Origin of the sequence: Sporolactobacillus terrae DSM 11697 (genome assembly GCF_000648615.1) — a bacterium.
GTDB classification, from domain to species: Bacteria; Bacillota; Bacilli; order Bacillales; family Sporolactobacillaceae; genus Sporolactobacillus; species Sporolactobacillus terrae.
The window spans coordinates 38,557-51,930 of sequence record NZ_JFZC01000099.1; the positions used below are offsets into that span (position 1 = coordinate 38,557).

Below are 13,374 nucleotides of genomic sequence, written 5' to 3' on the forward strand. Positions count from 1 at the left end.
AAAGTCGCAGAAAATAACAGTCTCATGGCGAGCAGGGAGTGTCAATCAGGATGAAGGCAATTTTAACCGTAATCGGTAAGGATAATGTCGGCATTATCGCCGGTGTCAGCAGCAAGCTGGCAGAATTGAATGTAAACATTTTGGACGTTTCGCAAACGATCATGGATGGCTATTTCACGATGATGATGGTGCTTGATCTCGAAAAAGCTTCGACTAGTTTTGCTGAAATCAAAGCGTCTTTATCGGAAAAAGGAACCGTATTAGGTGTTCAGATCAAGATTCAGCGTGAAGAAATTTTCACATCGATGCACAGCTTATAAGGTGGAGGAATTCGGAAAATCATGGAAACCAAACAAATACTTGAAACGATTCGAATGATCGAAGAAGAAAAGCTGGATATTCGAACAATTACAATGGGAATTTCACTGCTTGACTGCATTGACAGTGACGGAGCGAAAGCGAGAACCAAGATTTATGACAAAATGACACGCCGTGCCGAAAATCTTGTTAAAACCGGTGCAGCGATTGAAGAGGAATTCGGTATTCCGATTATTCATAAACGCATTTCCGTGACTCCGATTTCACTCATTGCCGGTGCATCTCAGGATGAGAATTACACGGCTTTTGCTCAAACTTTGGATGACGTTGCGAAGTCAACTGGTGTGAATTTTGTCGGTGGGTTCAGCGCGCTTGTGCAAAAAGGGTACACCACGGGTGACCGAAAATTGATCCAATCCATACCGGAAGCATTAGCAACGACTGAATTTGTCTGTTCCTCTGTCAATGTGGGCTCGACGCGTTCCGGAATCAATATGGATGCGATTAAGCAAATGGGCGGTATCGTCAAGGAAACAGCAGCGCGCACGGCAGATCAGCAAGGCCTCGGTTGTGCAAAACTGGTCATTTTTGCTAATGCTGTTGAGGACAACCCATTCATGGCCGGTGCTTTTCACGGTGTCGGCGAGGAAGACTGTATTCTGAACGTTGGAGTCAGCGGTCCGGGCGTTGTGAAGCGCGCGTTGGAGAAAGTAAAAGGCCAGCCGTTTGACGTGGTGTCCGAGACGGTTAAAAAAATTGCATTTAAGATTACGCGAATGGGACAACTGGTCGGCCGTGAAGCCTCAGAGCGACTCGGCGTTCCGTTCGGGATTGTTGATTTGTCGCTGGCACCAACACCTGCAGTTGGTGATTCTGTGGCACATATTCTTGAAGAAATGGGGCTTGAGTCTGTGGGGACCCACGGAACAACCGCAGCACTTGCCCTATTAAATGATGCTGTGAAAAAAGGCGGGGTTATGGCATGCAGCCATGTCGGCGGGTTAAGTGGTGCATTTATTCCTGTTTCTGAAGATGCAGGGATGATTGATGCGGTCAATCGCGGAGCGTTGAACCTGGAGAAACTGGAAGCCATGACTGCAGTTTGTTCCGTAGGTCTGGATATGATTGCAGTACCGGGTGATACGCCGGCAGAGACGATTGCCGCAATGATTGCCGATGAAGCGGCGATCGGCGTCATTAACAACAAAACGACAGCGGTACGCGTGATTCCAGCACCTGGCAAAGCTGTTGGTGAGACGGTCGAATTTGGCGGACTGCTCGGACACGCACCGGTGATGGCGGTTAATCGCCATAAATCGGCCGATTTTATTAATCGCGGCGGACGAATTCCTGCACCGATTCATTCATTTAAAAATTAACGAAAAAAGCGGAAACCAACAGTTGGTTTCCGCTTTTTTCTTAGTGGATTAGTGATTTTGATGGTCTTGTTTGTTCAAGCCATTCGTTTGTTTTTCGCTGTCTCCAGTGCGTTGCGCGCGTTCGCGTTCTTCTACCGAATGCTCATCAAGCGGTTCAGCAAATTCTTGTTCGAATGCAGATTGATTCTTTTTCTCGTCTTTTTTCTGTACCACGATCGTCACAGCTTTCTTTGTTTTTTTGACGGATGGTGTTCCGGTTACCGCCAAGAAATAGTGTGAGCAGTTTCGAAAAAAATATGCCTGCTGCTTCCGGTCGTTCCATGGCAAAAAAGAGGATTTGGATAACCATTAAGCGAAGATCATATCCTAAAGACCTAGTTAGCACAAAGGGGAGGATCTCGATGCCTGGACGGTTATCTGAAGTTGATTTAAGCCAATCCATTACAGATAAAGACGACTACGAAAAAAAATTAAAAAAGTATCAGTTGAAGCTGCTGTCGATGCAACACTTGCTGCTCGAGCGAAACCTGGGTGTTCTGTTTGTCTTTGAAGGATGGGATGCAAGCGGAAAAGGCGGGGCAATTAAGCGGGCAGTTGCCAATCTTGATCCGAGGGGCGTGCGCGTCTGGCCGATTTCCGCTCCGGCTCCACATGAAAAACGCTATCACTACATGCAGCGCTTTTGGCGCAAGATTCCTCAATATGGACAAATTGCCATTTTTGATCGTTCGTGGTACGGGCGCGTGCTTGTGGAACGCGTGGAACAACTGGCGAAACCGGACGAATGGAGTCGTGCCTATGAAGAGATTAATGAATTTGAACGCATGCTGACTGCGGATCGCTATAGGATTCATAAATTCTGGCTGCACTGCACAAAAGATGAGCAGTATAAACGATTCAAAAAACGCGCCTCCGATCCGCTGAAAAAATGGAAAATAACTGATGAAGACTGGCGGAATCGTGCGAAGTGGGATGCGTATGCTGCTGCGGCAGAAGAAATGTTTGCAAAGACCGATACGGTTGAAGCTCCGTGGACCATTGTGCCGGCAAACAATAAATGGTTTGCACGCATTACGATCTTGAAAGAGATGACGAAATCCATTAAGGAGCATTTAAAAGCAAACGGTGTGAACCAAGATGAGATTCCCGTTCCTTTAAAAAAGTAAGCGAAAGATTTAGATGACGATTTTTTTGAGAATATGCCCTTTTGATACCGAGTTCATCTTCTTTACGCTATACTTTTACATGAAAGCAATTTTTTCATGAAGGATGTTTCGGTGAATCGCGCGTTTCCCTAGGATAGCGGGCAGGAGGGAATGACTTGGATATCTCACAAAAACATGCAATGATCGACATTGGATCGAATTCAATAAGGCTTGTGATTGTCGGTATTGATCGGGATTTTTTTTCCAAAGAAATGATGAATTTTAAAGCAGTCGCACGATTGAGCAACTACATAGATGAGCAAGAGCGATTAAGTGAACAAGGCATCTCTGTCCTTCTTTCCGTTCTGAGGCGGTTTCAGTTTATTATTGAACGAGAAAGCGACGTGCAGCTTGTCGATGCGTTTGCTACAGCAGCGATGCGCAAGGCCAAGAACCGGGAAACTGTATTTCAACAAGTACGGGAGGAAACCGGACTTTCGATACGACTTTTGCCCGGTCTGCAGGAAGCGTTCTATGGGTATCTTGCAGTGATTAACTCAACGTATGTTGAGGATGGGATCACCATTGATATCGGTGGAGGAAGTACTGAAGTGACGATGTTTCGGAACCGTCATTTGATTCATTCGCATTCGTTTGCATTCGGGGCGGTAACCTTGTATCAGAGCTTCTATAAAAACGGAGGTGCTGATGCGGGTGATCGTTTGGAGACTTACATCAAAAATAAATTTTCCGAAGTGGACTGGCTGAGCGGCAACCGACTTCCGATTATCGGTATTGGCGGGACGGCAAGAAATCTGGCACGTATCGATCAGATTCGAGAGCATTATCCGATGGTCGGTTTGCATCAGTATACGATGCCTCGAGAACGGCTTAATCGATTGACAAACTTGTTGGCGGAGATGAGTATTGAAGAGCGAGAAACGATGGACGGGCTGTCAAAAGACCGCTCTGATATTATCCTGCCTGCTGCAGCCGTTATTAATACGCTGGTGAAAATGAATGAGGGCGAATCATTCATGCTCAGCAGTGAGGGACTGCGTGAAGGTGTTTTTTACGAATGGGTGCTTAAACAGCGCAGGCAGGCGCGCATTCCGTATGTCCTCAACGAAAGCCTGCGACAGCTTCGGCGCGACTTTAATTTAGACAGCGATCATACGGCCTATGTAAAGAAATTAGCCTTCCAGATTTTAATGGGCATCATGGATTTTATGAAGGGAACGGCTTCAGAGAAACGCATCGCCTGGGTCCTCTCTCATAGCGCGGATTTAGCTTATTTAGGCGAATTTATTAATAATGAATCCAGCAGTGCACAAACGTTTTATTTACTCACAAACATGAACATTAACGGGATCAGTCATCACGACCGTTTGGCGGTCGCTCTAGTCGCCTCATTTAAAAATCGATCCCGCCTCACCGATTATGCCAAACCCTTTCAGAAGCTGGTCACAAAAGATGAGCTGAAGCTGTATGAAGTACTTGGCGCTGTGCTGCGTCTGGCCCACGATTTTGATCGCACGAAACTGCATGTGGTTGATCGGCTTTCGGTAAAGATGACAAAGAAGAAGCTGCGCATTATTGCCTACTACCATGGCGACGCTTATTTTGAAGCGCAAGCGGCTCAGCGGCACAAAAAGCATTTGGAACGTGCACTCAAAGCATCGCTTGCGATTAATTTCGTGGATGGCGCAGAATAAGTCTTGTCAACCGTAATGATTAGGTAGAAAATAGAAGCGGTAGCTATGAAAAAGTACGGAAAGGGGTTACTTATGTCTATTTTAGTATTAGGTGGAGCCGGTTACATCGGTTCGCACGCCGTTTATCAACTGATCGATGCTGGTGAACAGGTTGTCGTTGTCGACAATTTGCAAACCGGTCACAAAGAAGCCGTACATCCGAAAGCAAAATTTTATCAAGGCGATATTCGCGATAAAGCATTTTTAGATTCTGTTTTTAAAAAGGAAACCATTAAAGGCGTCATTCATTTCGCCGCAAATTCACTTGTTGGTGAATCCGTAGAAAAGCCGTTGAAATACTTCAACAATAATGTCTACGGAATGCAGGTGCTGCTTGAAACGATGCACGAAAACAATGTGAAGCATATTGTTTTCTCATCGACCGCCGCTACTTACGGAGAACCGGAAGTTGTGCCGATCACAGAAGAAATGCCGACGAAACCGACAAATCCATACGGTGAATCGAAACTGACGATGGAAAAAATGATGAAATGGTGCGACCGTGCTTATGGCATGCGCTTTGTTGCACTGCGTTATTTTAACGTCGCCGGCGCAAGCAAATCGGGCAAAATTGGCGAGGACCACCATCCGGAAACGCACCTGATTCCAATTGTGCTGCAAGTTGCAGCCGGTGAACGGGATCATATAGCCATCTTCGGTGATGACTACGCAACCAAAGACGGTACATGTGTCCGCGATTATGTGCATATTGAAGACTTGATTGCGGCTCACCGTCTTGCACTGCGTTATCTGTTTGACGGCGGTCAGAGCGATGTATTCAATCTTGGATCCAGCGAAGGATTTTCCGTCAAAGAGATTATTGAAGCAGCACGAAAAGTGACAGGCAAAGCAATTCCGGCTGAACTGGCACCGCGTCGTGCCGGTGATCCAAGTACTTTGATTGCTTCACCGAAAAAGGCAAAAAGCGTGCTGGGCTGGGATCCGCAGCACACTAATATACCGGAAATTCTGACCGATGCATGGGCTTGGCACAGCAGCCATCCGCAAGGCTATGCAAGCAACGTGTCTCTGGAAAAATAAGGGTTCCATGATTTGTGGCGAAAAGGCCAAGAATACTTTGACAGGCAATGCATTTCGCGGTACAATCAAACCACTAACCAATTAAATACTTCTTATCCAGAGCGGCGGAGGGACTGGCCCGATGAAACCCGGCAACCAAATGGAGACATTTAAGTGCCAATTCCTGCAGAATCCAAGTGGATTTTGAGAGATAAGAGAAGATACGGATGACACAGGCTTCTCTCTTATCGGGAGAAGCCTTTATTTTTTCCAAGATCTCATAGAATAGGAAGCTGGGAAGGAATGTTGCGGTTAGAATTCATACTATTCTTATATATAAACGGGAGGAAGACATCTTGAAACGAATCACGTCAGCAATTTCAGCACTATTGGCTCTTTCTTTAATTTTTGTACTCGCCGCTTGCGGCAGCAGCTCCTCAAATGGGTTAAGTGAAAAGGAAATAACGGTTGGTGTGACCGGCGGCCCCCATCAGGAAGTGATGGAACAAGTGGTTAAACTTGCTAAGAAAGACGGATTGACGATTCATTTAAAAGTATTCAATGACTACAACCAACCTAATATCGCACTGAATGATAAAAATTTGGATGCAAACAGCTATCAAACCATGCCATTCTTGAAGAATCAGATCGAAAATAAAGGCTACAAAATCACCGATGTTTTCAAAACGGTTGCCTTCCCGATGGGGATCTATTCCAAGAAAATCAAAAACCTTGATGAACTGAAAAAAGGCGACAAGATTGCCGTTCCAAACGACCCGGCAAATGAACTGCGCGGACTGCAGCTGTTTGAAAAAGCCGGTGTGATCAAGCTGAAAAAAGGTTCCAATGTGACATCGACAAAACGCGATGTGATTAGCAACCCGAAAAAACTACAGATCATCGAAATGGACGCAGCACAGCTTCCGGCGCAGCTAAACGAAGTCGCTGCATCAGCGATTAATACAAACTTTGCCATGGGTGCCGGTTTAACCGTTCTGAACGATTCAATTTTCCATGAACCGCTCAAAAACAATCCATACCCTAACTATTTCGTTGTTCGTACCGATAATAAGAATGATAAAGTTGTCAAACAACTGAAAAAATATTACCAATCAAAAGAAGTTAAGGACTTCATTGAGAAGAAATTTGGAGGCTCTGTAGTTCCTGCTTGGTAAGGAGGAAGCATTTTTGATTAGGCTAGAGCATATTTCGAAGACTTTTCGTGTCGGTAAAAATAAAATAGAAGCCTTGAAGGATGTATCCCTTGAGGTGAATAAAGGTGAAATTTTCGGAGTCATTGGTTTCAGTGGTGCAGGAAAAAGTACACTGATTCGATGCATTAATCTGCTTGAACGCCCGACCAACGGCAAGGTGTTCGTTGAAGACCGTGATGTACTGACTTTGAATAAAAAAGACTTGCGGAAGCTGAGACGGAAAATCGGAATGATTTTTCAAGGCTATAATTTGCTGGAGACGGCAACGGTTTATGAAAATATCGCGACACCGTTGCGGCTAGAAGGCGTGTCAAAAGATGAAATTAAGCAGCGCGCAGAGAAGTACCTGGATATTGTCGGGTTGACGGATCGCCGCAATGCCTTTCCAAGTCAATTGTCCGGTGGGCAGAAACAGCGCGTGGCAATCGCACGGGCGCTCGCTCATGAACCTGAAATTTTGCTGAGTGATGAAGCGACCAGTGCGCTCGATCCGAACACAACGGATGCCATTTTGGAACTGCTGCTTCGGGTCAATAAAGAGTTGGGGATAACAATTTTTTTGATCACACATGAATTGAATGTTATTCAGCGCATTTGTGACCGTGTCGCCGTCATGGAAAACGGCAAGGTCGTTGAACAAGGTTCGGTGGTTGATGTGTTCACACGCCCGCAGCAGGCAATGACGAAGCAGTTTATCAGTAATGAAGCCAAGTTTGCGATTCCTGTGCAGCTTAAAGGCGAACTGCTAAAGACCGGAAAGTTAGTCAAATTAACCTTTCTTGGCGAGTCCTCCAAGGATCCGGTGCTTGCCACACTGGCCAAGCAATTTGACGTGCTGCCAAGCATCATTGCCGGAGGGATTGATCAGCTGAAAGATCAATCGGTTGGTAATCTGCTTGTCCATATCAAAGGAGATCAAAGCAAGGTTGAGACTGCCGTAAAATTTTTGCATGAACAGGATGTTCTTGTGGAAGAGGTGAATGAGTGATGGCTAACTTTTTAAATGAATGGGGCGGCTCCATTTGGGAAGCCTTTATTCAGACAACGCAAATGACTTTAATTTCGCTTGCGTTTTCCATCCTTATTGGTCTTCCGTTAGGGGTTCTGCTGGTCTTAACACGTAAAAATGGGCAGTGGGACAATCCTATAGCCTTTACGATTGTGAATTCCTTGATCAACGTGATTCGTTCGGTCCCATTTATTATCTTGCTGTTCTTCCTGCTTCCGTTCACAAAGTCGGTAGTCGGAACAACGATTGGTGTGAAAGGGGTCATTGTTCCACTGGTCGTTGCCTGTGCACCTTATATTGCCCGTTTGCTGGAAACGGCAATGCTCGAAGTCAGCAAAGGCGTCATCGAAGCGTATCAATCGATGGGGATTTCAACACCGAAAATTATTTGGCACGTCATCATTCGCGAAGCACGTTCGTCGATTATTCTCGGCCTGACGATTGCAATTATTGGTTTGATTGGTGAAACCGCTATGGCCGGATTTGTCGGTGCCGGAGGACTAGGCGACTTGGCTTATCAATTTGGTTATGTGCGGTTCCAACCGGATGTTATGTACGCAGTCATTATTATTTTGATCATTATTGTCCAGATCGTTCAATCGATCGGCAACCTGATTGCCCGTCGATTGAAGAAAAATTAACAACGAATGAAAGACAAGCAGTGCAGGCTCTCGTAAAAACACGAGGCTTGACGCTGCTTTTTTCTTTGTTTAAAATGTTAAGTGTATTTAACATTGTGGTTCATAAACGATCTATTGGAGCGGTGAATTTGGCTGTTCAACTTCAAAATCAGGTTAAAGCACTCCGTGCACGTTATGGTTTGACGCAAGAACAATTGGGCGCGCGGGTCGGTGTCACGCGGCAGACGATTGCTTCGATAGAGAAAGGCAACTATGTTCCTTCTCTCTTACTCGGCCTGCAAATTTGCGAGGTGTTTCAGTTGCCGGCGGAGAAGGTTTTTCAATTAGAAAAAGGAGTGGCTGAACAATGAAGCGGCTTTGGTTTTCGTTTGCAATGTCTTTAAGTACAATTTGCGCTTTTGGCATGGCTATGATTCCGCTGGTCGAACTGACGCGCGGGCTAGCCTTACTGATCAATGAAAACAGGAGTGCCTACAGCGTTACCCTGCACTTTGCTTGGTTTGTCCCCATACTCTTCTTAGGAATCGTTGAAGCGATTGATCATTTATGGAATCGGAGGAAAAAGCATTTGGCATACTGGATCTATCCGCTGATCACGCCGGCCAAGGATGAAAGGGAGCGCTCGATTACCGCTTCTGCAGCGCATGCTGCCTTTATCGCGCTATGGGTGGGCGCGCCGATTTGTGCAGGCTTGTTATGCTTCTATCCGCTATTTATTCATGTGCTTCCGGTCTATCCTATTCTTATTGCTTTGCTGATTCCTTTGGTTCAAGTCATTGTGTACTATTTAAAAATCCGGAAGATCTATCTGTGAGCTATGGGAATGGGGGCAAAGCGATGACGCGACATAAGCTGGATTGGTTGATTACTACGGGACTTCAATGGATTTTGAATACGGTCTTGATTGCTTTGGCGGTTGTGCTCAGTGTTGCACTGGTCAAAGAGACGTATTCGTTTTTCACCTATCTTTTCTTGAACGAAAATGCTTCCTATTACCATTTGCTTGAAGGCATTCTTGTCTTCTTTCTTTACTTCGAATTTATTGCGCTGATTATCAAATATTTTCAAGCGCATTATCATTTTCCGCTCCGCTACTTTGTCTACATCGGTGTGACTGCGATTGTACGGCTGATTATCGTTAGCCATGATGACCCGCATTCGGTATTGCTCTATTCAATCGCTATTCTCGTCCTCGTTGCAGCACTGTACATTGCAAATACCAAGATGTTGAAACGCGAATGAAAAAACCATCTCATCAGCACTAACTTTGCTGGGGAGACGGTTTTTTAACAATTTATAGCAAACGCTTACAATATTACTTATAAACTTTTGCAATCGCGTCTGCGGTGACGATGGCATTGAATACATCATCAGGAGTGACATGGAAGGGCATATTGACCATTGTGTCGTTTTCAGCGCATGAACGTTCGGCAACGTTTCGCCATTCTTCTTGCTTAAACGCCTTAACACCCAGATCTTCAAGTGTGAGCGGAAGCCCCACGGCTTTCATAAGTCGAATCACGTCGACTAATTCATCATGTGCTGCGTTTTCGAGCACAAGCTGTGCAAGCAAACCGAACGCGACTTTCTCACCATGTTGAACGCGATGAAGTGACGGTACGGCGGTCATCCCGTTATGAATGGCGTGTGCTGCGGCTAGGCCACCGGATTCAGCACCGACACCGCTCAGGTAAATGGTTGCCTCAATCACTGCTTCGACGGCTTGTGTTGACAGTTTGTTTTCAACAGCATGAACAGCGGCAACTGCGTTTTGCTGGATGGTTTCGTAGCATTGTTTGGCAAGCCCGACACCAATAAGCGAGGGACGGAGGTTAACTAAGTTCAAGCCGTAGCCGCGGTAGCAGGCACGTGCTTCAAAATAGGTGGTTAATCCATCACCGATTCCGGCAGCAAAGAAACGCTTTGGTGCCGCAGCCAGAATTTCCGTATCGGCAATGACCATGTCCGGATTGCCGGGCAGGAACAAATAGTGATCAAAGGCACCTTGATCATTATAAATAACAGCGATTGAAGTACATGGTGCGTCCGTCGATGCAATCGTCGGATAGAGCACAACGGGAAGCTTTTCATAATAGGCAGCTGCCTTTGCGGTATCCAACGTTTTTCCACCGCCAATACCGACAATAACATTCGCCCCTGCTGAGCGAGCCAATTTTCGATTGCGGTCAATCTCAGTTTGCGTACATTCGTAATTGAATTTCTCAAAAGATGCGGTTAATCCGGATGAACGAAATGATGCGCCACCGACATTGGCCGCACGATCAACGATGAATTCATCGCAAATGAAGTACGCATTGTCGCCGAAAGGGCGGATATAGCTGCTAATATCCGAAAGAATGCCTTTCCCAACGATAAACTTTTTAGGAGAAGTCACAGACCTAGCGAGTTTTTTGCCCTTACTCAGTAGTGGGGTATCTACCATAATCAATCACTCCTTATTTGAATTACAAAAATAATTATAAAACTTTAGACTGAAATAGCTAGTGAAAACGCTTATATTTATGAATAAAATGTGAACTTTTATGCATTTCCTGAGGAAAAAGTTAGTATTTTAGTAAATTGTCTATTGACAGAAATGAAAGAGATGATCTTGATTGAGGACGTATGCATTTTTCAGTATTGAAATTCTTAAGTCGTTCATGTATGGTTTTGTTGAGAGACTATGCACGGACGATCTGTGAGTAGCCAATACACGTAACTAAGGGGTAGAAAAAATGGGAAAAGTGCTTGTTTTCGGTCATAAGAGTCCGGATACCGATGCGATTTGCTCAGCAATCGCGTTTGCTGATTTGAAAAAGCAGCTGGGCGAAGATGTCGAAGCCGTTCGCCTTGGCGATTTGAACGGTGAGACAGAATACGTTTTAAATCATTTTGGGGTTGCGGTTCCGCGCCTTGTAAAGACAGTGGCGAATGAAGTGCCTGCTGTTTATCTGGTCGATCATAACGAACGTGCCCAAAGTGCAGACGATATTGAAGATGTCGAGGTACTCTCCGTTGTCGATCATCACAGAATTGCTAATTTCGAAACGAAAGCGCCGCTGTTCTATCGCGCGGAACCGGTTGGATGCACTGCAACGATCATTAATAAACTGTACAAGGAAGCAGGCGCCACGCTTTCGAAAACGATTGCCGGGCTGATGCTGTCCTCGATTATTTCCGATACGCTGCTGTTCAAGTCGCCAACCTGCACCGATGAAGATGTGAAAGCAGCGAAAGAACTGGAAGCCATTTCCGGAGTCGATGTGCAAACGTACGGTTTGGACATGCTTAAAGCGGGGACAAACATTGCCGATAAGTCAGCAGAAGAATTGATTACGCTTGATATGAAACCATTCGAAATGGGTAAGTATACTGTAGAAATTGCTCAAGTGAATGTTGTGGATACCAACGATGCGCTGTCCCGTCAGGCGGAACTTGAAGCTGCAATCCGTAAAGAAATCGAAACGAAGAATCTGGATCTGTTCGTTCTGGCCGTAACAAACATTTTGACCAGCGATTCTGAAGCGCTGATTCTTGGAAAAGCAGCGGCAGCAGCTGAATCAGCATTCAAAGTTACACTGGACAACCATGTTGCAACCCTAAAAGGTGTAGTTTCGCGTAAGAAACAAATTGTTCCAGTATTGACCGAATCATTAGCAGATTAAGATGCATAAATGCCTAAAAACAGGGGGAGCGATCCCTCTGTTTTTTTTGCAAGAAAAGAAACATCCATGACCCGCTTGAGAGACGTGGGACACCGCATCCTGCAGAAGTAAATAGGGGGGGAATTCCTCTTAATTCGAAAATAAGATAAAAGACAGCTTAAATAAATGGAGAGATTCCGCTTATCAACTTGAAAAACGTGAAAATGAAGGATTTTGCTTTGTATAGTCGGAAAATTTCCCCTTATTTCACTCGTTGCTTCATTAAGGACCAGAATTCATAATGAAACAGAAGTGAGGTGGATCGAGATCATTTTTATTCGCTCAAGAATGTCCAAGAACCCTTCATTAAGATGCGAGACGCCTGCGGGATCAGCCTGCCAGCGAAACCCCACAGGTGCTTGTTGAGCCGCGATCGTGCGAGTGGATGACGAATCACGTATAATTGGTTAAGAAGATTTTCATGCAAAGGAGAATTTATTTTCATGGATAATCCAGTCATCAGAACATTATTGAATCATCGCTCGATTCGCAAGTTTACCGATCAGAAGTTGTCTGAGGACCAGATTGAATTGCTGGTGAAATGTGCACAAGCGGCATCAACGTCAAGTTATACGCAATCTTTTTCGATTATCGGAATTGATGATCCGGCACTAAAAAAGGAGCTGCGCATCATTAGCGGCGATCAGCCTTATGTTGAAGCGAACGGCGGCTTCTTTGTCTTTGTCGCTGATCAGTACCGCAACAAAAAAATCGGTGAGCGCAGCGGCATCGATACCCGAGTATTGGATACAACACAACGGCTTACTGTTGCGCTTGGCGACGCAGCTTTTGCAGCCCAGAACATGGCGGTTGCTGCTGAATCAATGGGACTTGGAATCTGCTATATCGGCAGTATTCAACGTGACATTGAGCGCACAGCGGCATTGCTCAAGCTTCCGGACTATACGTTTCCGCTGTTCGGCCTTGCTGTGGGCTACCCGGATCAAGAGCCGGAAAAGAAACCGCGCCTTCCCCTGAAAAACATTTATCATCGCAACACTTATGCTGCTCAATTGGACGATGCAGCGCTTGAACGTTATGATCAGCAGGTTGCAGACTATTATCATTCACGCACCGGCGGACGTCGGGAGGAAACGTGGACCGAGCAGATTGCAAACGGCCTGAGCACGCCGCCGCGTCTCGCATTGAAGCCTTTTCTGGAAAAGCAGCATCTTGGCAGGCGCTAAGGA

15 protein-coding genes and 1 riboswitch are annotated in these 13,374 nt (G+C 45.6%); of the genes, 13 read left to right on the forward strand and 2 right to left on the reverse strand.

The features are described 5' to 3' along the window. Positions 1 to 50: 50 nt before the first annotated feature. Entirely contained in the window at positions 51 to 320 is a 270-nt protein-coding gene (locus AA84_RS0115865) for an ACT domain-containing protein (protein ID WP_028978026.1), read from the forward strand. 21 nt (positions 321 to 341) lie between these two features. Then, the gene (locus AA84_RS0115870; RefSeq protein ID WP_028978027.1) at positions 342 to 1,697 is read left to right on the forward strand and encodes a PFL family protein; all 1,356 of its coding nucleotides are present in this window, start codon (positions 342 to 344) and stop codon (positions 1,695 to 1,697) included. A 48-nt stretch (positions 1,698 to 1,745) separates the two neighbouring features. Here the strand turns inward: AA84_RS0115870 and AA84_RS19135 are convergent, their stop codons facing one another. Then, complete coding sequence (locus AA84_RS19135) at positions 1,746 to 1,910, reverse strand: hypothetical protein (protein ID WP_160168743.1); 165 nt, start codon at positions 1,908 to 1,910, stop codon at positions 1,746 to 1,748. A 188-nt stretch (positions 1,911 to 2,098) separates the two neighbouring features. Here AA84_RS19135 and AA84_RS0115880 point away from each other — a divergent pair, with 188 nt between their 5' ends. From AA84_RS0115880 to psiE, 9 genes are all read left to right on the forward strand, one after another. Continuing rightward, the gene (locus tag AA84_RS0115880; RefSeq protein ID WP_028978029.1) at positions 2,099 to 2,863 is read left to right on the forward strand and encodes a polyphosphate kinase 2 family protein; all 765 of its coding nucleotides are present in this window, start codon (positions 2,099 to 2,101) and stop codon (positions 2,861 to 2,863) included. A gap of 155 nt (positions 2,864 to 3,018) precedes the next feature. Continuing rightward, positions 3,019 to 4,557, forward strand: coding sequence for a Ppx/GppA family phosphatase (locus AA84_RS0115885; protein ID WP_028978030.1), 1,539 nt, complete (start codon positions 3,019 to 3,021; stop codon positions 4,555 to 4,557). Positions 4,558 to 4,629: 72 nt separating this feature from the next. After that, entirely contained in the window at positions 4,630 to 5,637 is a 1,008-nt protein-coding gene (gene galE / locus AA84_RS0115890; protein ID WP_028978031.1) for a UDP-glucose 4-epimerase GalE, read from the forward strand. 89 nt (positions 5,638 to 5,726) lie between these two features. Continuing rightward, a riboswitch (SAM riboswitch) is annotated at positions 5,727 to 5,834 on the forward strand. Positions 5,835 to 5,972: 138 nt separating this feature from the next. After that, positions 5,973 to 6,791, forward strand: coding sequence for a MetQ/NlpA family ABC transporter substrate-binding protein (locus tag AA84_RS0115895; protein ID WP_028978032.1), 819 nt, complete (start codon positions 5,973 to 5,975; stop codon positions 6,789 to 6,791). 13 nt (positions 6,792 to 6,804) lie between these two features. After that, positions 6,805 to 7,818 carry a methionine ABC transporter ATP-binding protein gene (locus tag AA84_RS0115900; protein WP_028978033.1) on the forward strand — a complete coding sequence of 338 codons (1,014 nt, stop codon included), beginning with the start codon at positions 6,805 to 6,807 and terminating at the stop codon, positions 7,816 to 7,818. After that, positions 7,818 to 8,480: a methionine ABC transporter permease gene (locus tag AA84_RS0115905; protein WP_028978034.1), complete on the forward strand. Its 663-nt coding sequence runs from the start codon at positions 7,818 to 7,820 to the stop codon at positions 8,478 to 8,480. Before AA84_RS0115900 ends, AA84_RS0115905 begins: the two co-directional genes overlap by 1 nt. Positions 8,481 to 8,608: 128 nt before the next feature. Continuing rightward, complete coding sequence (locus AA84_RS0115910; RefSeq protein ID WP_037564009.1) at positions 8,609 to 8,830, forward strand: helix-turn-helix transcriptional regulator; 222 nt, start codon at positions 8,609 to 8,611, stop codon at positions 8,828 to 8,830. Beyond that, positions 8,827 to 9,294, forward strand: a complete 468-nt coding sequence (locus AA84_RS0115915; RefSeq protein WP_028978036.1) for a hypothetical protein — start codon at positions 8,827 to 8,829, stop codon at positions 9,292 to 9,294. Before AA84_RS0115910 ends, AA84_RS0115915 begins: the two co-directional genes overlap by 4 nt. Positions 9,295 to 9,317: 23 nt before the next feature. After that, on the forward strand, positions 9,318 to 9,722 hold the full coding sequence (gene psiE / locus AA84_RS0115920) for a phosphate-starvation-inducible protein PsiE (RefSeq protein ID WP_028978037.1): 405 nt from the start codon (positions 9,318 to 9,320) through the stop codon (positions 9,720 to 9,722). A 73-nt stretch (positions 9,723 to 9,795) separates the two neighbouring features. Here psiE and AA84_RS0115925 read toward each other — a convergent pair whose 3' ends face one another. After that, a complete protein-coding gene (locus AA84_RS0115925) occupies positions 9,796 to 10,923 on the reverse strand; it encodes a glycerol dehydrogenase (RefSeq protein ID WP_037563999.1) in 1,128 nt (375 codons plus the stop codon). 292 nt (positions 10,924 to 11,215) lie between these two features. Between AA84_RS0115925 and AA84_RS0115930 the strand changes: the two genes are divergently transcribed. Further along, on the forward strand, positions 11,216 to 12,145 hold the full coding sequence (locus AA84_RS0115930) for a manganese-dependent inorganic pyrophosphatase (RefSeq protein WP_028978039.1): 930 nt from the start codon (positions 11,216 to 11,218) through the stop codon (positions 12,143 to 12,145). Positions 12,146 to 12,627: 482 nt separating this feature from the next. Beyond that, positions 12,628 to 13,371 (forward strand): oxygen-insensitive NADPH nitroreductase, encoded by a 744-nt coding sequence (gene nfsA / locus AA84_RS0115935; protein ID WP_028978040.1) that lies wholly within the window; start codon positions 12,628 to 12,630, stop codon positions 13,369 to 13,371. Positions 13,372 to 13,374: the final 3 nt, after the last annotated feature.

Bases quoted from the DNA above. Each gene is read 5' to 3' on its own strand.
- galE (WP_028978031.1), top strand. From the start codon at position 4,630: ATGTCTATTTTAGTATTAGGTGGAGCCGGTTACATCGGTTCGCACGCC.
- AA84_RS0115865 (WP_028978026.1), top strand. From the start codon at position 51: ATGAAGGCAATTTTAACCGTAATCGGTAAGGATAATGTCGGCATTATC.
- AA84_RS0115880 (WP_028978029.1), top strand. From the start codon at position 2,099: ATGCCTGGACGGTTATCTGAAGTTGATTTAAGCCAATCCATTACAGAT.
- AA84_RS0115930 (WP_028978039.1), top strand. From the start codon at position 11,216: ATGGGAAAAGTGCTTGTTTTCGGTCATAAGAGTCCGGATACCGATGCG.
- nfsA (WP_028978040.1), top strand. From the start codon at position 12,628: ATGGATAATCCAGTCATCAGAACATTATTGAATCATCGCTCGATTCGC.
- psiE (WP_028978037.1), top strand. From the start codon at position 9,318: ATGACGCGACATAAGCTGGATTGGTTGATTACTACGGGACTTCAATGG.
- AA84_RS0115915 (WP_028978036.1), top strand. From the start codon at position 8,827: ATGAAGCGGCTTTGGTTTTCGTTTGCAATGTCTTTAAGTACAATTTGC.
- AA84_RS0115925 (WP_037563999.1), bottom strand. From the start codon at position 10,923: ATGGTAGATACCCCACTACTGAGTAAGGGCAAAAAACTCGCTAGGTCT.
- AA84_RS0115905 (WP_028978034.1), top strand. From the start codon at position 7,818: ATGGCTAACTTTTTAAATGAATGGGGCGGCTCCATTTGGGAAGCCTTT.
- AA84_RS0115870 (WP_028978027.1), top strand. From the start codon at position 342: ATGGAAACCAAACAAATACTTGAAACGATTCGAATGATCGAAGAAGAA.